27 protein-coding genes are annotated in these 22905 nt (G+C 45.8%); 7 read left to right on the top strand and 20 right to left on the bottom strand.

Features of this window, described 5'->3' with window-relative positions:
* Positions 1 to 5: 5 nt before the first annotated feature.
* Positions 6 to 191: a hypothetical protein gene (locus FKV70_RS17710; RefSeq protein ID WP_081276786.1), complete on the bottom strand. Its 186-nt coding sequence runs from the start codon at positions 189 to 191 to the stop codon at positions 6 to 8.
* 196 nt (positions 192 to 387) lie between these two features.
* Positions 388 to 807: a hypothetical protein gene (locus FKV70_RS17705; protein ID WP_142613675.1), complete on the bottom strand. Its 420-nt coding sequence runs from the start codon at positions 805 to 807 to the stop codon at positions 388 to 390.
* A gap of 285 nt (positions 808 to 1092) precedes the next feature.
* Here FKV70_RS17705 and FKV70_RS17700 point away from each other — a divergent pair, with 285 nt between their 5' ends.
* Positions 1093 to 1557 carry a MarR family winged helix-turn-helix transcriptional regulator gene (locus FKV70_RS17700; protein ID WP_013369372.1) on the top strand — a complete coding sequence of 155 codons (465 nt, stop codon included), beginning with the start codon at positions 1093 to 1095 and terminating at the stop codon, positions 1555 to 1557.
* Between the two features lie 169 nt (positions 1558 to 1726).
* Here FKV70_RS17700 and FKV70_RS17695 read toward each other — a convergent pair whose 3' ends face one another.
* From FKV70_RS17695 to FKV70_RS17645, 10 genes are all read right to left on the bottom strand, one after another.
* Positions 1727 to 3319, bottom strand: coding sequence for a glycoside hydrolase family 32 protein (locus FKV70_RS17695; protein ID WP_142613674.1), 1593 nt, complete (start codon positions 3317 to 3319; stop codon positions 1727 to 1729).
* 109 nt (positions 3320 to 3428) lie between these two features.
* On the bottom strand, positions 3429 to 4928 hold the full coding sequence (locus tag FKV70_RS17690) for a glycoside hydrolase family 68 protein (RefSeq protein WP_063211497.1): 1500 nt from the start codon (positions 4926 to 4928) through the stop codon (positions 3429 to 3431).
* A gap of 612 nt (positions 4929 to 5540) precedes the next feature.
* Complete coding sequence (locus FKV70_RS17680) at positions 5541 to 7055, bottom strand: MDR family MFS transporter (protein ID WP_064796778.1); 1515 nt, start codon at positions 7053 to 7055, stop codon at positions 5541 to 5543.
* A gap of 172 nt (positions 7056 to 7227) precedes the next feature.
* On the bottom strand, positions 7228 to 8787 hold the full coding sequence (locus tag FKV70_RS17675) for an ABC transporter ATP-binding protein (RefSeq protein WP_142613673.1): 1560 nt from the start codon (positions 8785 to 8787) through the stop codon (positions 7228 to 7230).
* Positions 8788 to 8840: 53 nt separating this feature from the next.
* Positions 8841 to 9428, bottom strand: coding sequence for an ECF transporter S component (locus FKV70_RS17670; protein ID WP_064796590.1), 588 nt, complete (start codon positions 9426 to 9428; stop codon positions 8841 to 8843).
* A 158-nt stretch (positions 9429 to 9586) separates the two neighbouring features.
* Positions 9587 to 10345 (bottom strand): energy-coupling factor transporter transmembrane component T family protein, encoded by a 759-nt coding sequence (locus tag FKV70_RS17665; RefSeq protein ID WP_142613672.1) that lies wholly within the window; start codon positions 10343 to 10345, stop codon positions 9587 to 9589.
* Complete coding sequence (locus tag FKV70_RS17660; protein ID WP_063211490.1) at positions 10329 to 10925, bottom strand: GNAT family N-acetyltransferase; 597 nt, start codon at positions 10923 to 10925, stop codon at positions 10329 to 10331. Before FKV70_RS17660 ends, FKV70_RS17665 begins: the two co-directional genes overlap by 17 nt.
* 188 nt (positions 10926 to 11113) lie before the next feature.
* Positions 11114 to 11419 carry a hypothetical protein gene (locus FKV70_RS17655; protein ID WP_142613671.1) on the bottom strand — a complete coding sequence of 102 codons (306 nt, stop codon included), beginning with the start codon at positions 11417 to 11419 and terminating at the stop codon, positions 11114 to 11116.
* Positions 11420 to 11524: 105 nt separating this feature from the next.
* Positions 11525 to 11905, bottom strand: coding sequence for a hypothetical protein (locus tag FKV70_RS17650; RefSeq protein ID WP_142613670.1), 381 nt, complete (start codon positions 11903 to 11905; stop codon positions 11525 to 11527).
* Positions 11906 to 11994: 89 nt separating this feature from the next.
* On the bottom strand, positions 11995 to 12540 hold the full coding sequence (locus tag FKV70_RS17645; protein ID WP_142613669.1) for a hypothetical protein: 546 nt from the start codon (positions 12538 to 12540) through the stop codon (positions 11995 to 11997).
* A 175-nt stretch (positions 12541 to 12715) separates the two neighbouring features.
* Between FKV70_RS17645 and FKV70_RS17640 the strand changes: the two genes are divergently transcribed.
* Both FKV70_RS17640 and FKV70_RS17635 read left to right on the top strand, forming a co-directional pair.
* A complete protein-coding gene (locus FKV70_RS17640) occupies positions 12716 to 13195 on the top strand; it encodes a GAF domain-containing protein (RefSeq protein WP_142613668.1) in 480 nt (159 codons plus the stop codon).
* Between the two features lie 91 nt (positions 13196 to 13286).
* Positions 13287 to 13763 carry a hypothetical protein gene (locus tag FKV70_RS17635; RefSeq protein ID WP_064796595.1) on the top strand — a complete coding sequence of 159 codons (477 nt, stop codon included), beginning with the start codon at positions 13287 to 13289 and terminating at the stop codon, positions 13761 to 13763.
* Positions 13764 to 13859: 96 nt separating this feature from the next.
* Here FKV70_RS17635 and FKV70_RS17630 read toward each other — a convergent pair whose 3' ends face one another.
* The 3 genes from FKV70_RS17630 to FKV70_RS17620 form a co-directional block, all read right to left on the bottom strand.
* The gene (locus tag FKV70_RS17630; protein ID WP_063211480.1) at positions 13860 to 14624 is read right to left on the bottom strand and encodes a MerR family transcriptional regulator; all 765 of its coding nucleotides are present in this window, start codon (positions 14622 to 14624) and stop codon (positions 13860 to 13862) included.
* A gap of 238 nt (positions 14625 to 14862) precedes the next feature.
* Positions 14863 to 15234, bottom strand: coding sequence for a MerR family transcriptional regulator (locus FKV70_RS17625; RefSeq protein WP_063211478.1), 372 nt, complete (start codon positions 15232 to 15234; stop codon positions 14863 to 14865).
* Positions 15235 to 15310: 76 nt separating this feature from the next.
* Positions 15311 to 16225, bottom strand: a complete 915-nt coding sequence (locus FKV70_RS17620; RefSeq protein ID WP_142613667.1) for a transcriptional regulator — start codon at positions 16223 to 16225, stop codon at positions 15311 to 15313.
* A gap of 250 nt (positions 16226 to 16475) precedes the next feature.
* Here FKV70_RS17620 and FKV70_RS17615 point away from each other — a divergent pair, with 250 nt between their 5' ends.
* The gene (locus tag FKV70_RS17615) at positions 16476 to 16940 is read left to right on the top strand and encodes an AbrB/MazE/SpoVT family DNA-binding domain-containing protein (RefSeq protein WP_063211474.1); all 465 of its coding nucleotides are present in this window, start codon (positions 16476 to 16478) and stop codon (positions 16938 to 16940) included.
* A gap of 253 nt (positions 16941 to 17193) precedes the next feature.
* On the opposite strand, the gene FKV70_RS17610 is transcribed toward FKV70_RS17615, so the two are convergent.
* Together FKV70_RS17610 and FKV70_RS17605 are read right to left on the bottom strand one after the other, a co-directional pair.
* Positions 17194 to 17406 (bottom strand): hypothetical protein, encoded by a 213-nt coding sequence (locus FKV70_RS17610; RefSeq protein WP_063211472.1) that lies wholly within the window; start codon positions 17404 to 17406, stop codon positions 17194 to 17196.
* Positions 17403 to 17606 (bottom strand): helix-turn-helix transcriptional regulator, encoded by a 204-nt coding sequence (locus tag FKV70_RS17605; RefSeq protein WP_082825251.1) that lies wholly within the window; start codon positions 17604 to 17606, stop codon positions 17403 to 17405. Before FKV70_RS17605 ends, FKV70_RS17610 begins: the two co-directional genes overlap by 4 nt.
* Before the next feature lie 562 nt (positions 17607 to 18168).
* Between FKV70_RS17605 and FKV70_RS17600 the strand changes: the two genes are divergently transcribed.
* The gene (locus FKV70_RS17600) at positions 18169 to 18654 is read left to right on the top strand and encodes a hypothetical protein (RefSeq protein WP_142613666.1); all 486 of its coding nucleotides are present in this window, start codon (positions 18169 to 18171) and stop codon (positions 18652 to 18654) included.
* Here the strand turns inward: FKV70_RS17600 and FKV70_RS17595 are convergent.
* Entirely contained in the window at positions 18624 to 19190 is a 567-nt protein-coding gene (locus tag FKV70_RS17595) for an NAD(P)H-dependent oxidoreductase (protein ID WP_142613665.1), read from the bottom strand. The genes FKV70_RS17600 and FKV70_RS17595 overlap by 31 nt on opposite strands.
* Before the next feature lie 487 nt (positions 19191 to 19677).
* Here FKV70_RS17595 and FKV70_RS17590 point away from each other — a divergent pair, with 487 nt between their 5' ends.
* The gene (locus FKV70_RS17590) at positions 19678 to 19974 is read left to right on the top strand and encodes a DUF1330 domain-containing protein (protein WP_142613664.1); all 297 of its coding nucleotides are present in this window, start codon (positions 19678 to 19680) and stop codon (positions 19972 to 19974) included.
* Between the two features lie 75 nt (positions 19975 to 20049).
* Positions 20050 to 20844 (top strand): SDR family oxidoreductase, encoded by a 795-nt coding sequence (locus FKV70_RS17585; RefSeq protein WP_142613663.1) that lies wholly within the window; start codon positions 20050 to 20052, stop codon positions 20842 to 20844.
* Between the two features lie 154 nt (positions 20845 to 20998).
* Here FKV70_RS17585 and FKV70_RS17580 read toward each other — a convergent pair whose 3' ends face one another.
* Positions 20999 to 22417 carry an aldehyde dehydrogenase family protein gene (locus FKV70_RS17580; protein WP_142613662.1) on the bottom strand — a complete coding sequence of 473 codons (1419 nt, stop codon included), beginning with the start codon at positions 22415 to 22417 and terminating at the stop codon, positions 20999 to 21001.
* A gap of 44 nt (positions 22418 to 22461) precedes the next feature.
* A complete protein-coding gene (locus FKV70_RS17575) occupies positions 22462 to 22890 on the bottom strand; it encodes a universal stress protein (RefSeq protein ID WP_142613661.1) in 429 nt (142 codons plus the stop codon).
* Between the last annotated feature and the right edge of the window lie 15 nt (positions 22891 to 22905).

Genomic DNA, 22905 nt, shown 5'->3' with positions numbered 1-22905 from the left:
TTAAACTATACAAGCAGATTTTTAAGCTGTTGAATATCTTGTGTACCGCCGCTGACGTCCTGCTGTAAAATATTTTTTAAATTTGAATCTGAGACTAAAGGAAGCATGGCTTGAGTTTTTGTCATACAAGTCGTTTTAAACGTAAGCAGCTCATGCAATTCCAACTTTTCGTGAACTCCGAGTTTTTGCAAGATCATAACCTCCTTTCTGAACTTCTTATGTTATTTCCTAGGAGTATTGCCCTTATGCATGATCCAAGAACCGAAGGTTTTCACAATACCCTTTTCGGCTGTTCCTCATATGCAAAAAGGCCCCTTCAAACCATCAGTCATGGTTTTTGAAGGAACCTTTTATACCAAAGTGAGCAGCCAGGGAAGACAGCATTATTCAGGTATGGACGCTACCCGAAAAACCGTCCACTTCGTCTTCCGGGTGTTGATCAGAGCTGACGTTGTGTTCTTGTGCTGTGTTAGTAAACGTTTGAGAAGAACCGCTTTTATACGCCTCGCTCCAGTCTTCATTGATGATGTGCGCTGGAATAATCCAATCCTCCGGGCTATAGCCTGGATTTGGCACACCATTATTTTGATTACCTGGACGATAAGTAACAACTCCCGTCTCAATGATACTTCCTTCATAAGCTTGGCAGATTTCTAATGCAGACAGCACATCCTGGTTCTCGACGTGAACACTTAGCCCTGTATCACCGTTCGTGCTAGCAGCGTAACCAATCTCCTTTAATGTTTCACAGGCTTGTGCAGCTTGCTGCGGATCACGAAATTGAAAACGGAAAGAACCCGTATCCATGTGCTTCATCTCCTCTGAATTTATCTTACTTTGTTATTTGGGTTCATTAGGTATGTTATTTTTTAATATAACCAACTGGAACGGTATTTTTACATTCAAAACTTATTTTTTGAAAATTTTACCTTAAAGCTTTGAAATTAAATAGTTAAAAACGCAGCTACTGTGACAAATCGCATGTTTTCCCTTCGTAAATCCCTTTATGCTAGTAATAAGGGTATGGTTGCCCGGTCATCCGAACCGAGCGGTCAAAGGATGCCCAAATCCATACATAAAGGCGGAATGAAGATGATAGATTACCGAACATTGGTGACACAGCAATCCATGCATCTGTATAGCGTGTTTGCCAAGTCATTCAAAAGTGTAAACGAACATGCGGTTGCTGGCATCAAAACGGTGGGCTTCAACCCAACGGCCTTTGCCGTAATGGAAGTTTTATATCACAAGGGAGCACAGCCAATTCAACAAATTGGAGCCAAGCTGCTTCTGCAAAGCGGAAATGTTACTTATGTGATCGACAAGCTGGAGAGCCGCGGTTATTTGCACCGTCACCCATGCGACCAAGATCGTCGGATTATATATGCAGAGTTGACGGACGAAGGACAACGCGTCATGGACGAAATTTATCCAGACTATACACGTCAGATTGAACGTGCCTTTAGCGGAATCAGCGAAACCGAAAGAGATCAACTGATTGGCTTGCTCAAAAAATTGGGCCGCAGCGCTGATAATCTGTCACCTTATCACAAATAGAATGAATAGCATTTTAGCAAATTCAATTGTGAATAAAATAACAATCCTATAGCTGTGCTAAACGAAAATTTAGATTTACACAGAAAAGTCCACCCTTATATTTTTATGGGTGGACTTTTTATATACTTGAGTGTAATATGCCTAAGCTTACGAGCAGCATACGTACCTGCTATCGACTAAAATGTTTGACCACTACATTGTTAAAAATAGCTTTACCGCCATCTGCAAAAAGAGTAATTCCCTGATCCTCCAAGCGTGGAAATATTAAGGAGGAATAAGCTACTTCTCCATCATCTACGAAGACTTCAATACTGGTTTTATCGACGAGAATGTTCAAGTGGACATTTTTTTTGTGATTATCAAAAGGCGCCTTACTCTCTACATATGTTCCACTCTGATCCGGCTGTCCGGTGTTCGCTCTATTTACATAAGAATATTGCCCCTCCAGCGAAACACCCACATCGACATGACGCTTGCCATCCGCAGACTCTCGGAGTCTCAAGCCTGCATTTTTGATCGTTGACCAAGATATATCCGCCTCTAACTGATAGGCATCACCAGATATTGAGAGCTTGTGAGTCCCGTCTACTTGGATCTTCCCCAATGATTCCGTTGCGATAGGGAATTGCTCCAAAGCTGGTACAGGCTGTGAAACCAAGTGATAGCCTTCATCAATTGTACGCTTTAATTGAATTTGGCGAACAACTGAATCCATTCCGTTAAAGCCTTCTTTAAGGGTGGGCGTGTTATTGGCATAATCCCAATTGTTCATCCAGGCTAGCGCATAGCGGTGACTGTATTGGTCTTTGTTATTGCCGTCCTCGAACGTAACCGCACCATACCAGTCAAAGCCATAATCCAGCCACTCCGGCTCACTGCGATTAGGCAGAAATCCTTCCCCATTAAAATCTCCGGTCCAGTAGGCATACGTGTTGGGACCGCCGTTTGGTTTGCTATTGGCGCTCGCGCCCAGAATCCAATGATAAGTCCCATCATCCGCACGCATCTGGTAAAGATCAGGACATTCCACAAGCCCAATATTTTCCGTTTGAAAGCCGCTCGTAAACTGCCAATCCTTTAAATTTTTAGACTTGTAAAAACCAATCTTCGTTCCCTCTGCCATGACCATCACCCATTGATTGCGCTGAGTATCCCGGATAATCTTGGGGTCTCTGAAATCCTTTGTGCCAGGGTTGGACATCACGGGCTTGTTGCGGTAAGAAGTAAACGTCTTGCCTTTGTCCGTACTGTACCACAGAAATTGTTCCTGCTTTCCTCCATCTGCGGAAGGCTGTGTGACAATAGCTACTAGCGCGCCTTTGCCAAAGCCTGCGGTGCCATTATTGTCGATCACAACCGAACCCGACCAAGGATCACCGTTGGGGGTGGTGTATTTGGGAATGGCCACTCCTTCATCTTTCCAATGAACCAGGTCGGTAGATGTGGCATGACGCCATTCTGTACCGTTTTTATGAGGGTAATCACGATTATATAAATAGTAGTAATGATATTTTCCATCCATATAAATCGGTCGCTGCGGATCATTTTTCCATTTATCCGGAACGGTGAAATGATAGGCTGCCCGATAGGTCGGTGTTGTTTGCTTATTTTGGTTTGTTTGTTTTTTGGGAGTTGCAGCAGTTTTCGGGGGCTTGCCTGCATCCTGTTGGTACATATTCCATCCCATAGCTATGAATATCGTTAAGCCTGTAATGACTACTACGGATCGTATCCCAATGCTCTTGATAGCTTTTTTTCTCATTATGACGATCCTCCTTACTTCATTGCATCGTTATGTATTGTATTGTCCGAAGGATGACAGATCGGTTTGCTACCAAACTGCCGCCTTCGGACATACTGCTTATACCTACTTATTTCTTGCCATACTCATTTTGGTTGTCTTTTTTGTCATTCGCTGGATCAATCGTGATTTGCCCTTGCGCCAGAATACCGTTTTTCACAACAGAGGTTTTCGAGCCTTTAATATTCAGCAGGAAACTTGGTGCAAAAGTAGATTTGTGATCCGGGAAAAGCCCACGATTGGTCATATAACTCGAAACGACTACGTTATTGCCTTTGCCTTGCGGGATAGCAAAATGGGCATACGTCCAAGTAATATCATCACGATCCAGATCCTGATGAAGAACGAGACCGGTTCCATTCAACGGTTTATAAGGCCCTGTCAAGGAAGTCGAAACATAACCGAGCATGTAAATATCATCATCACCAATCGCATCTACAGTCACCTTGGAACCTCTTGTACTCGTAAATAAATACCACAAACCGTTCATTTTGAACACATTTGCCCGTTCGATTTCATCTGTTACCAGATTGGATGCAATCAAAGGAGGCATCACATTCTTCAACGTAAAGTTATCATTCAATTCAACGATGCCCAGTGCGCCGTTCGCCAGCTCAGCTCCCTTTTTCTTAGGACTTTGCAGCAGGTTTTGCTGTTCTTCTGTGAAGAATTTCTTATTACCGCCATAATAAGCCGGGTTTTGAATCGAGTCTTCGCCTTGATAACCTGTCTCTGTGCCTGTGTTGGCTTCAAAGATAATATATTTGTGGCCTTGATCCTCGACATAGTGAGGGTCCCGAAGGGTATGATTATCCATGTCTATTCCGACGCTTTGTTGTACGTTTTGGTAGGTTTTCCCATCCCCACCGTCATAGATTGATTTCAAATCCTCGACTCCATCTACTTTCAGAGTCTCGCCATCAGGCTGAGAGACATTAATTTGAGCCGTGCTCAAGGTTTGCTTGCCGTATAATTTGTTATTTGGGTCATAAGGCTGTCTACTAGTATAGAACAAACGTACATGCCCATCAGAAGTTAAAGTAGCTGAGCCGGACCATTCTTCTGACTGATTTTTTAGAATCGGATCGTTGGAAAGCAATTTATCATTGTCCTTAAATACTCTACCCGCATTTTTCCAGCCGCTCAGTGAAGTATTACCCGCTTTTTGATAGAACAGATATATAAATGTATCCTCGCCTCTTTTAGGATCGCCTGCCAGTCCAAAAACGATATTGTATCCCTTGTAATTAGCTACTGTGCCGTCGGCATTTTGTAACGGCCAGCTGTCCCAGACATCCAGATCAATCTGCTTGCCTGAGCTATCGTGACCAATAGCAGAAGGAATATTTTTAATTGTAGATGCATCAAAGGACGGAACCTCATATTTCTCTTTGCCTTGCTGTTTGAAAATATTCAGCATGTCACTACGTGTAATTTGAGTAAATGCACTGTCTGCTGTGGAATCAGCCTTGTCATTTCCGTTTGCAAAAGCCTGCACGCCGCCTCCTAACAGTAAGGTAGTTGCTACTGTTGCCGTGGCTGCTTTACTGAACCATTTGTTAAACTTCAAGTACTCCATCTCCCTTAATCTAATTATGCCTTCTAGTTTTGAAGCCCAACTTTTTCGTTGGTAGGGTCATTTTATATGGTATGTCAAACGATTGATATAGACTGAAAATCCCTTTTATTTGAGGTATGAAAGAAGATTTCTCTATGAATTCCATCCTCATATTTTCCTAGTAATTTTCTGAAAAACCCTATTTTTTTCATTCCTATTACATTCAGAAAAATTTGTTACTTGATTTTCTTGCATGTCTTATTTTGCTAGGTTGGTTGCTTCATTCACATGCAAAATCATTCTAAAATAAATCATAAAATGTCCAATTTGTAAGCGAGTTCAAAAAAATGGTTCTATAGTACCCTGCAACTCAATACAGAAATTAATTTTTTGTTACAATTACATAAGACTTTTTTACTATTTTGTTACCTGTATGATATGAATATATCGCAATCTCTGAGGAATTTTTATTGCCTTTTTGTATACTTAAGGATTTATCGGTCCTATACGAGGCGGCTATTTGCTGAAATCAGTAGGAGAAGAGACCTTTACATAAAAGAAACAGCCCGGACCTTTAATGGTTTACCGGACTGTCTCTTTATAATGAAAGAAGTATATTATTTTTTATGCGTGTTCTCTTTGGGGTGTCTTGATACGCTGATCTGCCTCTTCCTCCATGCCTGGTGGACGATTCCGCAAGCCGAGAACGACAAACCAGCTAATCACCGCAATAACGACCATAATCACGAATAGAGAATGCAGACTGTTTTCCAATACAGAACGGAGTAATTCGGCAACCTTGTCACTAAGACTTTGTGAAGCATGCGGGGCCAGCAGACCATTAATATCTTCCTGTGTAACCCCTTGCTGTGTAAGCTGTCCGTCAGCTGTCTGAGCTGCAATGCGATAATTCAGCCATGAACCGAAGGCCGCAACCCCAATCGTTTGTCCCAACGTGCGCAGGAACGTATTCAAGGCTGTAGACGCGCCACGCAGCTGGAATCCGACCGAGGACTGAGCAATAATCGTGAACACGGTTATCGAGAAGCCAAATCCCAGTCCATACAATAACGTAGACAGGAACAGCAGCCAGATTGGAGCTGTTAGGTTCATCAAGGTCATGACGAAGGCTCCCAATACAATCAGAGTCAGGCCAATCAAAGAGGTTCGACGCGAGCCCAGCGTCAGCAAAATGCGTCCTCCGATCATGGAGCCAAACAACCAACCTACCGACATGGGGGCCAGCGCCAGACCAGATGAGGCTGCATCTCCCCCGTGTACGCCTTGAATCCATAGCGGCAGATAGCTAGTCAGCCCGATTAGCAGGGTACTGACGAGCAGTGCAGCGGCACAGGAGAAAGCGATATCCCGTATCCGAAACAGCTTCAGGGGCACCATTGGCTCCTGAGCGCGCTTTTCGATAACCAAGAACAAAATCAGGAATAAAATCGCCACGGCAGCCAGGGTCAGCAATTCAGGAGAAGCCCAACCGATATATTGTCCCCCTAGGGCCAATACGAGCAGGAGTGCCGTCATCCCGATGGTAAAGGTAACTGCCCCCGCCACGTCGATACGTGCGGTACGTTTGCTTACCTGTTCCCGCAGGTAACGGGCGATGAAGAACATAGCCAGCAATCCAAAAGGAACGTTAAAGCCGAAAATCCATTCCCAGCCAAAATACGTGACTACGTAACCGCCCAATAGGGGCCCAACCAGGGAAGAAATCCCCCATACCGAGCTGATCATACCCTGGACTTTACCACGTTCCTCCATTTTGTATATATCACCGATAATGGTAAAGGTAACAGGAATGACACCGCCTGCTCCAATCCCTTGAATGGCCCGGTATAAAATAAGCTGCTCCATACTACCAGCCAGCATGCAAAGCAAAGAGCCAAGCACAAATAACGAACAACCAATTAGAAAAATGGGTTTTCGGCCAAACAAATCGCTAAGTTTGCCGAAAATAGGCGTGGTTACAGCCATCGTCAGCAAATATGCCGTAAAAATCCAGCTGAGCAAATTCACACTGCCCAGTTCACTCACAATTGTCGGTCCCGCTGGACCGATAACCGTTCCTTCAATCGCGGCCAGAAAGGTGGCCAATAGAACACCTGTCAGCACGAGTCCGCGCTTCATAGGTTTATCATTTCCCAAGCAAATCACAAATCCCTTCCTTGTACAAAATGTGTTGTATCTGTGCAGTTTTCCCTCTCAGATGGATGATTACCCACACTGTATAATCGTAAACAGGCGGCCTATATAGGCCGCCTGTTATATACGATGTATATATATTATTGTCTACATATCCTTAATTTTTGTCAACTGTAATCGTATGATAACTCCCGCTATCTTCCGTTCTATAGAGATACCCCTCTTCCATACGAAAAACATGGCCGGCAAAGCGTTCAGCAATCTGCAGATCGTGGGTAATGAGCAAAAAAGCCGCGCCTTCAGCGGACTGTTCTGTGCACATCTGGAGCAGGATGTTCGCTCCTTCGTAATCCGTTCCCGCAGTTGGCTCATCCAAAATGTAAAGCTTTTTGGGTAGGATAAACTGTGCCGCAACGCTCAAAAGCCTTTTTTCGCCTCCACTTAACAGATATGGCGAAGCCTCCAGCCTGTGGTTCAGCCTGGCAGCTGCCAATAAGCGATGCGCCCGTTCCTCATAGGCGGCGGGAACCGGATCTCCGATCCGTAAACCAACCTTGGCGCGCACGCTGTACAAGCACTCTTCCCACACCGTTGCAGCTGCAAACTGATGCTCTGGCTGCTGGAATACATAGCCGATCCCGGCGGCGAGCTGATGAATAGGCAGCTTCGCCATATCCTGCCCCTCCCACCACATGCATCCCCTCGGTGCGGGGAGCAAGCCCATAAGCAGCTTGCCGAGCGTAGTTTTGCCAGAACCGTTCTCGCCCAGCATTACGGCTCGGTCGCCAGGCGCAAGGGCAAGACTCACGCCCTTGAGCGCCGGGCGCTGGCTGCCGGGGTAGGTGAAGGGCAATCCCTTCACCTCCAGCAACGGCTGCCCCGCGCAATTAGCCGCCGAGCCGGAATTCACCCCCGGCTCACGCGGCCTGTCTTCCCTCCCTACGGAAGAGGGGAGCAGCCCCCAGGCTGCCAGCTGCGCACCATGCTCGCGCAGCAGCTTTTCGGGCGGGCCTTGCAGCTGCACGGTCCCGTCCTTTAGCACGATGACGCGCTGCGCTGCGCGCACGCCATCGTCTATGCGACCGGACGCGGTGACCACCGTCCGGCCTGCGCCGTGGAGCCGCCGACATAGCAGGACGAAGTCCCGTACCGCCGGCGGGTCCAACTGTGCCGCTGCGTCGTCGAACACGACCAGCGGCGCTTCCAACGCCAGCACCGCAGCAATGGCGGTGCGTTGGCGCTGGCCTCCCGAGAGGCGGCGCACGAAGGAGCCGCGCTCGGAAGCAAGGCCGACGGCCTCTAGCGCAGCGGCCAGGCGCTGCTCTATTTTTGCCGGAGGCACGCGCAGGTTCTCCGGCCCAAAAGCAATTTCGTCTTCGACGATTCCCTGCACCAGCTGGGCATCCGGGTCCTGAAGCACGACGCCGACAGTAGTGGCGATTGTAGCCAATTCAGTGGTGGCGGGGTCCATTCCGTATACGGTCAGCTCGCCCGTCCGTTCGCCTTCCCCAGAACGGGACAACCCGCCATGAAGCAGCTGGCACAGTGTAGACTTTCCACTTCCGCTAGCTCCGACAATGGCTACATGCTCGCCCACCCCAATGTCCAGTGTCAGACCATGTAACGCTGGCTCCACCTGGTCGTCATAGCGATAGCCAAAATTCCTCAAGGAGACAGCCGTTCTATTTTCTGCATCATGATCACTACGTTCATTCATAACCGAAATACCCTCGATCCCTATTGTCAAGCTATAACCATGTATAACCTTGGTTATGCACGTGAAGCGCGGCCCAGTTCAAAGCGTTTTAATAGACCTGTACGATTCAAGGCATCGCCTAGTATTTTGGTCAGCAGACCACACAGGATGATGCCACTCAGGATACGAACGATCAGTGCCACCGCCAGCACCTTCCATCCCCAATGCATATAGCCAAACATATTGGCTGCCACAATAAACCACAGCGGAACCATGGCCCCGCCCACCAGCATTAATGAAACTGCGCCCCAGCGTCGATACCGTAAAAGAGCAAATACAAGCTCCGCCGCTACCATATAGCAGACAGCCGCCGCAATAATAGATGCAATTCCATAGGCAGAGCCCATAAATGACTGCACTACCGCGCCAAAGGCATAAGCAATTACCGCTGTACCTGGTTTACGAATAACATAATAGGCCAGCAAGCCATATATCATGTACAGCCCCACAATAGCAGAAGTTGCGATCGGCCCTCCCAGACTGTTTAACGTTTTGTTAATCATCGACAAATACACAGTCATGACACCGTTCAACGTGGCCAGCATTGCCATGAACACGATATCCAACGTTGTAAACTTTGCAAAAATACGAGATTCCTTCATATGTATTTCTTGACTCCTCTCCATTATCTGCTCTACAAGGTCATAGTTTTGATCCTTGTACAAGCTGTTACTGTATAAATGTATTCATCCATCGCCCTATTGTCAACCTAAATTTTATTTATCAAGTTGACAATAGGAGCAAAAAAAGAGGCTGCTCTTTATAATACCCACCATAAAACAGCCGTAGCGAATACAGCAATCACAGCACATACACAGCCTAAACGTCCATTCTTCAGTGTACGAAGATACGTCCGTTCTGCATAGGCGCCAAAACCTTTACCCTCCATAGCCAGGGCCGTCTGCTGAACCCGTCTTACAGCATTCACCAACACTGCAGCCGCATACCCGCTCCACCATGATAACCGATTGCTCCATCCTCGTGGTGGCTCCTGTCCGCGAACTCGCCGTGCAGCCATAATTGTACGCCCCTCTTCTTCCAATAGGGGCAGGAACGTCAGCGCTACTGATATACCGAACGCAAATCGATAAGGCACACGCAAGCGAAGATTCAGAGCCTGCACAAAATCCCGGGGATCGGTCGTCGAGAGATAGATATAGGATGCCAAAAACAACACAAAAATCCGCAGCGTTAACGCCCCTGCGATGTCCAGTCCCTCCACTGTAATCACCATAGGTCCCCATGTTGCCACTGCGTGCCCTTCGCGAATCGCTAGAATAGACAGTATAAAATACGGAATACCTAAACCAATCAAAAAAGACATAGCACGAAATTGGCGTGCCAGCGTCAAACGTGCGCCCAAGCCAGCCACGGCGATCAGGACAGCCAAGAGAACCGCTTCCTGCAGCGTCGAATCCCATGCCATCGACAGGAGACTAAAGCAACCCACCCATATAAGCTTACTTAACGGCCCAAGCCTGTGCAGCGTCGACGAGCCACCGTTATACTGAAATAGCATTTCGTTGTACCTCCAGTCTAAGCCATTCTTCATGCAATATTGAATACATCAGCATATCTTTAAAACCTGTAGATGTATGCTGTACCTGCCGTAACAAGCCTTCCTGAGACCAGCCCATTGAGGACAGCAGGGCTTGCGAGCCAATATTACGCGGGTCCACCAGCGCTTCGATCCGATTTAGTCGAATCGTATTATATCCGAATGACAGCACCAAGCGAAGCGCCTCGGTCATATAACCGTGTCGCCAATAAGGCTTGGCCAACTCATAACCAATCTCCGCTTTATAAGCTCCCTCCGTCTGCCAATAATTAAAGCCGCAGCTTCCAATCAGCTTCCCGTTCTCCTTTAGCTCGATCCCCCAGCGCAGCGCATCTTCCGTCTTGGCCAGCTCATTCAACAGCTCAATCATATCCTCTGCATCCTCACGTCCTGACATACCGGAAAGGTTCATATAACGGTGAACCTCCGGGTCAGACCAGCAAGCGAACATCGCAGCCGCATCCCGGCTTTCCATTCTTCGCAGCCGAAGGCGCGAGCTTTCCAGCAGTGGGATATGCCCCTTACATGCATATGCACACATATTCCATCATCCTTCCAGCATAAAATGACACAAATATACGCTACATTTAAGCATACCCCTTCAACAAACACAACCTTCTTTCAAGTGGACAAGCCTGTATACATCAAAATAGCCCTCTCACTTCCTGAAAATAGGAATCAAGAGGGCTACCGTTTATTGTTATAGAATATTTCGTGTCTTCAATCCTTTTAGGAAGAGGCACGGGCCGTGACATGTGCTGGATTTTTCACAACATCCTCGTACAATACGCCCAGCATCGATTGAATTTCCTGTAACTCCTCGATCCCTGCGCCAGTAAGGCTGAACATATCATCATGCGGTGTCAGGAAGTTTTCCTGAGTCAGGTTTTCCAGCTCCTGCTTGACCTCTCGTTCACCTACACGGTACCCGCGTTCTTCGAGCAACGGTTGTACATCACTCACCGTCAAATCGTTCTGTTGTGCGTAAGAAAGCATCTGTATACGGATAAACAAGTTCTGAACATCTGCATGCATCGTTTTAGCTCCTCCCTGGCCTAGGCCAACAATATTACACTGTTTTTACCCTTAGGAGGTCAACTGGAAACAGATACTTGATAACCCCTGCAGAATTGCTCTCTACTATTCCTTAAATTCCAGTTCATAAAATTGGCCTTTCGAATTAAAAGAACCGACTAGAGATGGAGATCCACTTTTCGTAAAATGCACGACAGCCGTCAACTGGGGATCTAGTTTTGCTTTATAGCCCGTCAGTTCAACCTTCAGAAGCTCCTTGGATTGCCGGGCTGCATTTTTCAGCAGTTGAGCCTCGCTGTATGATTTCATTTTTTTGTAGGTTTCTTTGTAATTAGCAGCCGAATCCTGCAATTCATATGCCGCAACCTTGGTTACTTTGTTCGTACCTTTTTCGACATTCACAAACACAGGATGCGCTCCAGTACCAAACATCAGGTTATACACGGTCTTTCCGTTCTCAGTGATCAGCTGGATTGGTTCATTCAACGCTCCTTGTTTTACGCCCTCCAAACCAGCGAAGACGCCGCTTGCCGCCTTTAGTGCATTTTCATCTATCTCTTGCTTGGGAAGCAGCTTTATTTGCGCAGCACTTTACCCTCCCGCAGAATAATAGTGTTATTGTCGATTCTGGTATATAACTCTACTGCACCTTTAGGATACTCCGGGCTTTTATCCACTGAAATGTTTACTTCTTCAGGTGTTTTGCTTGCTTCTGGTTCCTGGAGAACGCTTTTCAATGCGGCTTGAAGTTGCTGTTTGTAGCTATCCTTGAGTTCACCCCAGGATTGATCCACATATATACGTTCTAATTCACCCGTCTTGGTAACCATGACTTGACCGTGTTCCACACCTTTTATACTGAAATCCCAACCGTTCTCGTTACCTAGACTCCATTTTTTTGCCCCACTAAACGTATAGCTTTTGCCTGTTACTGCTTTTAAATACTCTTGCGCCTTTTGTACAATTTTAGCATCCACTTCTTTTAGGGATGAGGCTCCTGTTGCAGCTTGTGCAGGTTGGGTATTTTTCGTTGAAGCTCCATATACCGCCGGTACCGGAACAGCCGTCAGAATCAGACTCGCCACCACCGCTGAGGTGAGTGTGTAATATATCTTTTTCATAATAATCTACCCCTTTTCCCAAAATTATTCTGTACAGAGATTAGATTACGGAGACTAGCAAAAGGTTACAGAGGATTTTCCAGTTGACTAATGTATGCAATCGTTATATCTTAAATTAATTAACCGATGGTAAATGAGATTTGTGGAAAATTAATGTTAGGAGCGTGGACTCTACATGTTTCAAGCAATACCTTACGAAGGTACACGTCAAGAACAATTCGAATCAGTTCTCGGACAACTTCGGGCACTTATTCATGATGAATCCAACATGATTGCCAATTTAGCAAACGCTTCTGCGTTGCTGGGTCATTTCCTCCCAGATATTAACTGGAGCGGTTTCTATCTTTATGATGGCACAGAGCTTGTGCTCGGCCCCTTCCAGGGTTTACCTGCCTGCATACGGATTCCACTGGGACGCGGCGTCTGCGGCACCGCAGCTGCTGAACGGCGTATACTTGTCATAGACGATGTACATGCATTCCCAGGACATATCGCCTGTGATGCTGCTTCCAATAGCGAAATTGTTATCCCACTGGTCAAGAACGATGAGTTGATTGGGGTACTGGACATTGACAGCCCGTTAAAAGGCCGCTTTGATCACGAGGATCGTGTATTCCTAGAGAAATTCACGTCTATTTTGGTGTCCAGTCTGTAGACATAAAATTGTGCATATATATGTTCTTCCTTCGCCACAATATATGAGGGTCCTAAAACCTAAACTATCCGGCGAAGGAGATTGATGATCAATGTTCAACAACATGGCTCCACAACAACAAATTCATCAATGTGAACAAATTATTCAGCAATTGGTCCAACAAACACAGCAAGGAACCGCTATGTATCAGCAGTTGCTGCAACAAGAGCAACAAAATGCATCCAGCCTTGAAAGCCTGATGCAACGTGAGCGTAATGCGGCTCAAATGATCCAAACTGCAATCCAGGACCACCAAAAAGCTATGCAGCAATATCAACAAGTTATTCAACTGTGTAGTCAGTTGGAAAACACCATCCGCTCTAGCAGCCAAATGACTCAGCCTGGATTTGGCGATAACTATGCTTCCCGCAGTATGCAACCCTCCACCTTTGGTGCAGGAAGCCACATGAATCACAGTTATCCGCAACATATGGGAACAACTGGACAGCATTTCGCAGGCAGCAGTAACATGCATCAGTTCGGAAGCAGTAGTCAGCAAGGCATGAGAACAGCACCAAGCGGCATGTAAGCTGCTTTACACAAAAAAAGGGGAACAGCAGGCCATTGAATTGGCTTGTTGTTCACCTTTTTTTATATTATTTATAGCCCTTTTTATCACTTGATGCTAATTTAACTCCCGTTCGGCCAGCACCTTCATGCCGTCTCGCAAATACTCCGCCAGCCCGGGGTGATAGCCTTCATACATTTTATTGAAATCCTCATGTTCTACATACAAGTCTCCTAACCCACTATAAATTTCTGCCGTTGGGGTATAAAAACGGCTTACCCATTGAAGATGACGACGGATCAGCGCCTGTACTTCTGCACTGTTATGCTTCAAGCCTTTATTCATGGCTTCTGCCAGCTCCCGATGAATCTGATCTGCCTCTACCTGCGAATCCAAGTAATCCTCTTTGCTCCAGTTCGTCGTAGCGGTCTTGCTCTCCTGGATCTTCCCTGCGACCTGTGAACCATAACGTTCTGTCAGCTCACGTTCATACGTTTCCTGTTTTTCCGGGTTAAACCCTTGATACATTTGCCCTGGTTCCATTATTTGTTCTCCTTTCAAATGGGCCACCGTTTGGTCGATGGTCTGAAGGAGAGTATGCAAGCGGAAGACCTTGGCCTCAATCTTGGCTCGATGTACCTGCAAAATCTCGGCCTTTTCTTCCTTGGTTTGCTCCAGTACGTTGCCAATTTCAGATAAAGGCAAATCCAGTTCCCTGTACACCATGATTTGCTGAAGCCTCAACAATTGTTCCTGTTCGTAATAGCGATATCCATTGTTTCCGATATGATGCGGCTTCAGCAATCCAATTTCATCATAATAATGCAGAGTTCGAACACTGATTCCCGACAGATTAGACACTTCCTTTACCGTATAAGCCATTCCGCTTCACCTCCCTTACCTTCACAGTCTACAGCCTTACGTAGCGTGAGAGTCAACGCCCCCACTCCCCACCTTGGCACTACATTTTTACCCTATAAGCACGTTGTGAACCGCCCAATGGCAACGATTTTCCATACTTGCGACCTACGACAAGTATCTTTAGATATCTATGCAAAAAAAGCCCTCCAGCGTATTTCAGATAAGCTGGGGGCGTCATTTATTTCTTTAGATGTGGCCACTAAGAGAAGCTTTTTCCCATGACCACATGATCGTAAAAAGCGATCTTTTGAATAATTTTCTCCAAATTGTGCTGCGTTTGCGCCATATGCTCCTCCACTTTCTTTTTGTGGGCAACAAGGAAATCTCTTCTCTCTTGAATGGTGGCTTCTCCTTTTAGATTCAACTCCAGGTATGCCTTAATTTCTTCAATGGTCATTCCGGTATCTTTCATAGCCATAAGGAACCTGATCCAATCGATTTGTTTCTCAGTATATACCCTTCTCCCACCCTCATCTCGACCGACATCAGGTAGAATGCCCTCTTTTTCATAATAACGAAGGGTAGATGCGGGCAATCCGCTCCTGCTTTCAACTTCTTTAATGGAGTACATGGTTGATCCACTCCTGTTCTTTTATTTTCGCTTCAAGTCGGCTTTAACAACAATCCCCTATTCACTAAGTGAACAGCTAGCTCTCTTCCTGTTCTTCCGCCCGCAATTTTCTAATACAACTCCTAACCTTCTCCTCCGGATGACTTACTTCCCATTGGTCCAACAGCCGATTGACCTCCTCATCCTGAGGATTCAATTGGTAATAAAATATTGCCGCTCTTAATTGGTGGTGCTCTTCGACAGGTTCATCATCAGGCCAATGGTATTCTTGCTTATCGTTCTCATCGGTAGTTCCTATCGCTCCATCCAGCAACGGAGAGCGTCCTTCTAGGCCTTCCCCACGTGCAACTGCTTTGAGAAAATCGGCATGTCCCATGGCAACATCAGGCGAGCAACGGTACAAATGCTCAAAAATATCAAAGGCATCAATCGGATCATATTCCAGATTCTCAAGGAAGTGTCTTTGCAGCAGCGAGGCAACTTTCTTATTCCCCGTCAGTCCGGACAGAAAATAGAAGGTGGGCATCTGTGCCTCATAACGAAAATCGTCGACATGGCTGATAATATCGTCCACAATCTGGTCGGTCTGAAGACCTTCACGTGCTAACCGAGTTAGTATCCGGACTGCCTTATACTGCGTCCAATCGTAAACCCCAAATGCTACCTCATACAGCATGGGAATCGCCTTTTCCCTGTAATAGTAGATAATCTCAAAAATCGCATCCTGTTGAATATGCAGCCAGTCACCCAAATCTTCATACTTTCCAGCCAAACTCTCCGGCTTCTGCAACTCAGTCCCAAAAAAATAACGTGGGAATAAAGGCAATGCCTCTTCTCCCAGCATAGCTGCAGAATTTTTCGCCTCGATGGTAAATTGCTCTCGCTGATCTACTAATCCGCCAACCTTTATAATGGCTGCAGGAATTGCAGTATCCAAATCGATCGCCTTCCTAGCTTTTTTATTCTTCTTCCAAAACTGAAATATTCTCATATGTAATTCACAGCTCCTTGACCTATATTACTAAAAATGCCCTTTACCAACCAAAATACATTTTTTTGAATATATATCAGTAATAACCTGAATTCACCCAACATCTTTCTGTCAAAAGTAAAACATATTTTGGGAATTACTTGTATACTTTTCAACAGCTTACTTAATATATGCGATTGCTCCTCTAAGCCTATTCTTTTTTATCATAATTATTTAGTATTATAAGGATATAAAAAAAGGAGGTTTTACTTTGAAAAGTACAGGTATGACACGTCCCCTAGATGCGTTAGGCCGTATCGTCATTCCCAAAGAAATGCGAATTTCCATGGATTTTAATGTAGGTGATCCCGTTGAGATTTTCGCAGATGAGGAAACTGGTATTCTCGCCTTTCGAAAATATACCGGGGTGACGTGTAAAATGTGTGGTTCAGCAGAACAATTGACTTATTTTAGAGACAGTTTTATTTGTAAAGAATGTATTGAAAGTTTAAAGAAGGGGGTAAATTTTAGCCCTATTCAGAGACCGGCTAAATCAGCTTTAGCCAATGGACAACGGCCGCTCAAAGAGTCCAAACGTCTACGGCGATCGACAAAGCAGATGATTGAAAGTCTAAAAGAATTAATGCAAAAGCAACCCAATGCAGCACAACACGAATATGCCAAAATACTTGAGGTTTCCCAAGCCCGTATATCCCAGCTCAAAAAAATGCTATAACTACAGCTTGCTACCCTACATAGGTATACATCAGAGATTTCATCATGTACAGCTAATTTTGAACCGTGATACGCAGCATCATAGCTAACCGACAAAAAACAGGAAACACATATACGAAAATCCCACACTAGGTACAGAGAACTACTGGATGATTTGCAAGCGATTTATGTCTTATTCAAGAAGACAATGCCAATTAATAGTAATACGTAAATTAAAGGGAACGACCTTTTCTATTTAGAGAAGGTCATTTCGTTTATTTATTCATTTTTCTGTAATAAACCACCCTTGTCCAAAAATAAACGGCACACCCTATGAGTAAAATGGGCATTTGCCATCCGGAATCATCCTCGGTAAAAAAATCATATAATGACCAACTCAGCAGTGCAACCGTATAAAAAACAAATCCAAATTTAGCAGATTGGTCGCTTTGGTACTTTTCCATTTCGTCAGCTTTTCGTAATTTCATTCCATGTCCTCCTCATAGAAAAATAATTTATCAATTTGTGTATTCAGATGTATCGATAACTTGAATGCCAACGCTAAGGTAGGATCATATTTATTATTTTCGATGGCGTTTATGGTTTGTCTTGTAACGCCACATTTGTTGGCAAGCCCTTCTTGTGAGAGTTTCATACTCTTTCGCACATTTCTAATGTTATTTTTCAATGGCTCCACCTTAACCCCAATAATGTAAAAAACATTTTACGTTATTAATTATAATTTATCATTTCAAAATGTCAAATTGTTTTTACATAAAGTTGTTAATCAATTGATTCCTCCTATAAAATGAATGTCATCTCTACCTTAACTCCGTGGACATCGCCGCCTATTTTGTTGACAGCATAAAGCTTCGTGGTGATAGTTCCAGAAAGAATATCATCCTAAAGGAACATTTGCCCATTCCAACGAGTACGTTTGCACATATGATGTCACAAAATTCAATCTAAAGGAGAGATACACACCTTGTCTAAACGTTCTTCTAGTCGTTCGGTTGGATCGCCACAACAACATTTCGCAACTACGAATGAAGTGAGCAATTTTGTTAATTTATGGGGAATTTTCACTGTTAACGGCCAACAGATTGTGGCTTTTGTAAAAAGCGTAGATCCCGCTAATAAATCAATGTTAGTGCTATATCCTAACGGCACACAGTCTTATATTGATGTAACTCAAATCAGTCAGGCTCAAGGTCCTTATCCAAGTATGCCTTCTATTGGAGGTCAAAGTGGTGGTCAGGGCGGTAGCTCGCATTGGCATCCTCATGGCCAAGGCGGCGGGCAGGGCGGTGGCTCTCAGTGGTATCCTCATGGACAAAGCGGCGGGCAGGGCGGTGGCTCCCAGTGGTATCCTCATGGACAAAGCGGCGGGCAGGGCGGTAGCTCTCAGTGGTATCCTCATGGGCAAAGCAGCGGTCAGGGCGGTAGCTCTCAGTGGCCTTCTCATGGGCAAAGCGGTGGTCAGGGCGGTAGCTCTCAGTGGCCTTCTCATGGGCAAAGCGATGGGCAAGGCGGTAGCTCTCAGTGGCCTTCCGGTGGAACCCGTAGCGCTAATCGTAAAAATCGGAAAAAATAAATATCAGAACCGACCAGAGAGACAGCGCCCGCAGATCAAGGCGCTGTCTTTTGAACGGGTCATTGGCTATTGTTGTTCCACCTTACGGAAATTTTCTAAAACATATTTCCATCAGGCCTTGCTGGCCATGTCTGCAATCTGATAAAGCCATTCTTTACGCGTATGTTCATCAGATTGAGGTACCGACTCGAAAAATAGATGGTACATAACATCAAGTCCGCAATATTCAAATATGCCTTTGTCGGACGTCAAGCGAAGTGCTTGATCCATGCCGTTGCTGGCATATTCCGCATGTGATTTTCCTTGGGTGTTGAGGATAATAGCTTTCTTCCCCTTGAGCAGTCCCATCTGCACCCCGTTTACATATTTGTAAGCAAATCCGTAGGAGAAGACGCGGTCAATATACCCCTTCAATATAGCTGGCATTCCCGTCCACCAAATCGGATAAATAAAGGTGATCACGTCCGCCCATTGCAAGAACCTCTGTTCCCGCACAATATCTTCTCCAATTCCTCCAATGATCTCGCTACTGCTGAGTACAGGTTGAAAGCCGATATCATATAGATCGCGAACGACTACATCATGTCCTTTTTGCTTTAGCCCCTTTACTGCTGTAGTCAATATTGCATGATTAAAGCTTTCCCCAGACGGATGTGCGTAAATAATAAGATGTTTCATTCTTTCTCTCCTCCATTTGCTAACAAAGTGAGTGATTGATCAATTACAAAACTGTGTATTCCTTCAATGAACTGAATATGCTAAATTAATAGTTCCAATTAAGATACGTCCTGAGTAAACTTGAGCGGTATCCTGCTTATGAATATTACACTCGGTTTATTGGTTAGTGATTGATCAATCACAAATTGATTGATCTCAGTATAGTTTATTCCTTTTTACATGGCAAGTAGAAAGTGTTTTTTAATTTTTTATAAAAGATTGTAAAAAGGTCTGATCACGGCACTATTTCCTATAGAAATCTAAATTGTCCTCTATAATATGACACCCTGTAGTCATATTATCACTGCTATGATGAGTTTGAAATGATCGCTCACAACATACTCGGCATAGGAGGTTTAAATTACTTTCGCTCGCAATAACGAGGTGTTGATTATGGATAGGGATGACACGAACAATAAAATTTTCAAATAAGAAAGGGGATATGTATATGCCCGCTTATGTTGTTTTTATACGTGAACAGAGTATCGATCAAACTGAACTCCAACTCTATTCTGAGCTGGCACCGACAGGTTTGGCGGGACATTCCGCCAAACCCCTAGCAATGTATGGAGCGTATCAGGTCCTCGAAGGACCCGATATTGAAGGGCTGGCGATTCTGGAGTTCCCTACTTTTGAGGAAGCACAAGCTTGGTACTTTAGCCCAGCCTATCAAACGGCCCTAAAGCATCGACTGCGCGGAGGGCGATATCGAGGTGTCATTGTCGATAGTTTGCAAGGTTCATAAGACAAGTGAACTCGGAATGGAGATACCTAGAGGTACTTCTCAACCACATTGTGGAAATTAGGAGGAATTATTCACATGAGTTTTCAATTAGAAAGCATTTTAAGTGAGTTTAAAGGCAAAAAGGCCTTGGTCACAGGCGGTACCAAAGGAATGGGAGAGGCTATTGCTAAGAGACTTACGGCTGCAGGTGCTACCGTGATAACTACGGCTCGAACTACACCAGTTAATTTAGATGATCCAGACCTGTTTATTCCAGCCGATATTAGTACGCGAGAAGGTGTAGATAAAGTAGTAAACTGTGTTCTGGAGCGCCTAGGCGGTGTAGACATTCTTATCAACAATGTTGGAGGCTCGTCAGCCCCATCCGGGGGTGCTCTTATCTTGACAGACGAGCATTGGCAGCAAACTTTTAACGCCAATCTGTTTGCTGCTGTCCGTCTAGACCGTGGATTGCTGCCGGCTATGGTGGAAAAGGGGTCTGGTGTTATTATTCATATTTCATCCATTCAACGCCGTTTGCCGCTATATGATGCAACATTGGCTTATGCTGCGGCCAAAGCAGCTTTAACTACTTACAGCAAGGGGTTATCCAAGCAGTTTTCGCCTCAAGGTATTCGTATTAATACAGTTGCGCCAGGCTTTATCGAAACGAAGGCAGCACAAAATTTGATTGATCGGATTGCTAAGACGACAGGCGACCGAGAAAGTGCATTAAAGCAACTGATGGACTCGTTAGGAGGCATTCCAATTGGTCGTCCAGGACTACCAGAAGAAGTCGCCGAGCTTGTTGCTTTTCTGGTATCCGACCGGGCCGCTTCAATTACTGGAAGTGAATATAATATTGACGGTGGAACAGTTCCAACGGTCTAAAAATCTAGCCATATAAGCTTGATTCAAATGTTTTCCAGTATAGCACTTGATTTTCATCTGCACTCATGCAGAAAGCGTAAAAAAAGCCTATCGGATGGGTACTCTACGCAGAGCGTATTTTCAATGCCCATCCGATAGGCTTTCATATAACTACTTACCGTTTAATAATGACCAGCTTGGTTTCCAGCATTTCTTCCATGGCATACTTTACGCCTTCGCGTCCGGTGCCACTTTGCTTCACACCGCCATACGGCATATGGTCGACACGGAAGCTTGGAATATCATTAATCACCACGCCGCCAACCTCAAGCTTGTCCGCTGCATCCAGCGCGGTCGCGATATCACGAGTGTAAATTCCTGCCTGCAGACCATAGATGGAATCATTTACATGGCTTATAGCCTCATCTATAGAGCTAACGGAATGAATCAGCACAAGCGGGGCAAACACTTCGCGGCAGGACACCTTGGAAGTCGGGTCCACATCAAGCAATACGGTCGGCTCCAAAATCCCTCCTTCGGCATGACCACCCAGAGCAATCCTCGCGCCTGCTTGAACTGCTTCCTCCAGCCACTCACGAACACGCTCAACATCCTTGGCTGAGATGAGCGCCGATACGTCCGTGTCCGGATCTAACGGATCTCCCGTTTTTAACCGTCGAGTCGCTTCTATAAACCGCGATACAAAGGGATCATACAATTCATCAACAACGTAAATACGTTGAACTGAAATACATACCTGCCCCTGATTGGCAAAGGCTCCACTCACACAACGGTCTATGATGGCTTCCACATCCGTATCACGGTCAATAATAACAGCCGCGTTGGACCCCAGCTCCAGCGTAACCCGCTTCAAGCCAGCCTTGGAGCGAATTTCTGTACCGACCGCCGGACTACCAGTGAAGGTGATATAGCTGACGCGTGGATCAGTGACCAGTACGTCGCCAATTGTTTTGCCATCGCCGCTGATCACGTTAAGAGCCCCTGCTGGCAATCCAGCTTGCTCCAGCAGCTCCGCGATCAAGTAAGCCGACAGCGGTGTCTGCTCCGCAGGCTTCAATACGACCGTATTGCCCGCTGCCAGCGCAGGGCCCACTTTATGAGCGACCAAGTTCATCGGAAAGTTAAATGGTGTAATCGCTCCTACTACCCCGACCGGTTCCTTGAGCGTGTAGGCCATCCGGCCCTCGCCGCCCGGTGCAGCATCCAGCGGAATAGTTTCCCCGTGGATGCGCTTGGCTTCTTCGGCTGCGAACTTATAGGTTTGCACGGTCCGATCTACTTCGGCGAGCGCAGCCTTCCATGGCTTGGACGCTTCGCGTGCAATGATACGCGCTGCATCGTCTCGCCGCTCTTCCAGCAGGTCAGCCAGCTTCTCCAAAATAGCTGACCGTTGGTGCGCTGGCATGGCCCGCATCTGTGCGCGTGCATCCGATGCTGCCAGAATTGCGGCCTTGGCATCTTCGGCAGTAGCCTCTGCTACTTCAGCAATGACTTCCCCGGTATACGGTGACTTTAGCGTCATATAAGATGAAGCTGTTTTCCATTCACCACCAATAAATAACTGCTGCTGCATGCTGATCTCCTCCTTTTTCTCTATATCAATGCTCCATTTAACTGCTATTTTACCGTCAGCACCGGACAAGGTGCATGCTGAATCACATAATGACTCACGCTACCCAAAATCAGCTCCGTAACAAGTCCTTGTCCACGGGTTCCCATAATGATCAGATCTGCCTTTTCCTGCTGTGCAGTCTCGCAAATAATACTCGCCGGATCACCATGACCCGCCAACATACGGTATGAAATGCCCTCGTCCTTCAAATAGTCGGCTGCAGGCTCCAGGATATGGCGACCTTCCTCCTCGATCCGCTCCTCCACATCAATCCCAACCGGGGGTTCATTCATGGACAAAGCCGGATTTACATGCAATACGGTCAGATGCGAATCCCCCTGAAGCTGCTTGGCCAACGTTTTCGCTGACTCCAACGCCTTCATAGCGTGTTCCGAACCATCAATCGCGACCAGAATATGTTTGATTTCGCTCATACTCTTTTCCTCCCC

The organism is Paenibacillus ottowii (assembly GCF_006874425.1).
Lineage (GTDB): Bacteria > Bacillota > Bacilli > Paenibacillales > Paenibacillaceae > Paenibacillus > Paenibacillus ottowii.
The sequence above is the reverse complement of the archived record's forward strand: the minus strand, read 5'-3'. Positions and strand labels throughout refer to the sequence as shown.

What these genes read in the sequence shown, in the direction of transcription:
- FKV70_RS17705 (WP_142613675.1), bottom strand. Translation starts at nt 807, where the DNA reads ATGGATACGGGTTCTTTCCGTTTTCAATTTCGTGATCCGCAGCAAGCT.
- FKV70_RS17700 (WP_013369372.1), top strand. Translation starts at nt 1,093, where the DNA reads ATGATAGATTACCGAACATTGGTGACACAGCAATCCATGCATCTGTAT.
- FKV70_RS17695 (WP_142613674.1), bottom strand. Translation starts at nt 3,319, where the DNA reads ATGAGAAAAAAAGCTATCAAGAGCATTGGGATACGATCCGTAGTAGTC.
- FKV70_RS17680 (WP_064796778.1), bottom strand. Translation starts at nt 7,055, where the DNA reads ATGAAGCGCGGACTCGTGCTGACAGGTGTTCTATTGGCCACCTTTCTG.
- FKV70_RS17675 (WP_142613673.1), bottom strand. Translation starts at nt 8,787, where the DNA reads ATGAATGAACGTAGTGATCATGATGCAGAAAATAGAACGGCTGTCTCC.
- FKV70_RS17670 (WP_064796590.1), bottom strand. Translation starts at nt 9,428, where the DNA reads ATGAAGGAATCTCGTATTTTTGCAAAGTTTACAACGTTGGATATCGTG.
- FKV70_RS17665 (WP_142613672.1), bottom strand. Translation starts at nt 10,345, where the DNA reads ATGCTATTTCAGTATAACGGTGGCTCGTCGACGCTGCACAGGCTTGGG.
- FKV70_RS17660 (WP_063211490.1), bottom strand. Translation starts at nt 10,925, where the DNA reads ATGTGTGCATATGCATGTAAGGGGCATATCCCACTGCTGGAAAGCTCG.
- FKV70_RS17655 (WP_142613671.1), bottom strand. Translation starts at nt 11,419, where the DNA reads ATGCATGCAGATGTTCAGAACTTGTTTATCCGTATACAGATGCTTTCT.
- FKV70_RS17645 (WP_142613669.1), bottom strand. Translation starts at nt 12,540, where the DNA reads ATGAAAAAGATATATTACACACTCACCTCAGCGGTGGTGGCGAGTCTG.
- FKV70_RS17640 (WP_142613668.1), top strand. Translation starts at nt 12,716, where the DNA reads ATGTTTCAAGCAATACCTTACGAAGGTACACGTCAAGAACAATTCGAA.
- FKV70_RS17635 (WP_064796595.1), top strand. Translation starts at nt 13,287, where the DNA reads ATGTTCAACAACATGGCTCCACAACAACAAATTCATCAATGTGAACAA.
- FKV70_RS17630 (WP_063211480.1), bottom strand. Translation starts at nt 14,624, where the DNA reads ATGGCTTATACGGTAAAGGAAGTGTCTAATCTGTCGGGAATCAGTGTT.
- FKV70_RS17625 (WP_063211478.1), bottom strand. Translation starts at nt 15,234, where the DNA reads ATGTACTCCATTAAAGAAGTTGAAAGCAGGAGCGGATTGCCCGCATCT.
- FKV70_RS17620 (WP_142613667.1), bottom strand. Translation starts at nt 16,225, where the DNA reads ATGAGAATATTTCAGTTTTGGAAGAAGAATAAAAAAGCTAGGAAGGCG.
- FKV70_RS17610 (WP_063211472.1), bottom strand. Translation starts at nt 17,406, where the DNA reads ATGAAATTACGAAAAGCTGACGAAATGGAAAAGTACCAAAGCGACCAA.
- FKV70_RS17595 (WP_142613665.1), bottom strand. Translation starts at nt 19,190, where the DNA reads ATGAAACATCTTATTATTTACGCACATCCGTCTGGGGAAAGCTTTAAT.
- FKV70_RS17590 (WP_142613664.1), top strand. Translation starts at nt 19,678, where the DNA reads ATGCCCGCTTATGTTGTTTTTATACGTGAACAGAGTATCGATCAAACT.
- FKV70_RS17585 (WP_142613663.1), top strand. Translation starts at nt 20,050, where the DNA reads ATGAGTTTTCAATTAGAAAGCATTTTAAGTGAGTTTAAAGGCAAAAAG.
- FKV70_RS17580 (WP_142613662.1), bottom strand. Translation starts at nt 22,417, where the DNA reads ATGCAGCAGCAGTTATTTATTGGTGGTGAATGGAAAACAGCTTCATCT.
- FKV70_RS17575 (WP_142613661.1), bottom strand. Translation starts at nt 22,890, where the DNA reads ATGAGCGAAATCAAACATATTCTGGTCGCGATTGATGGTTCGGAACAC.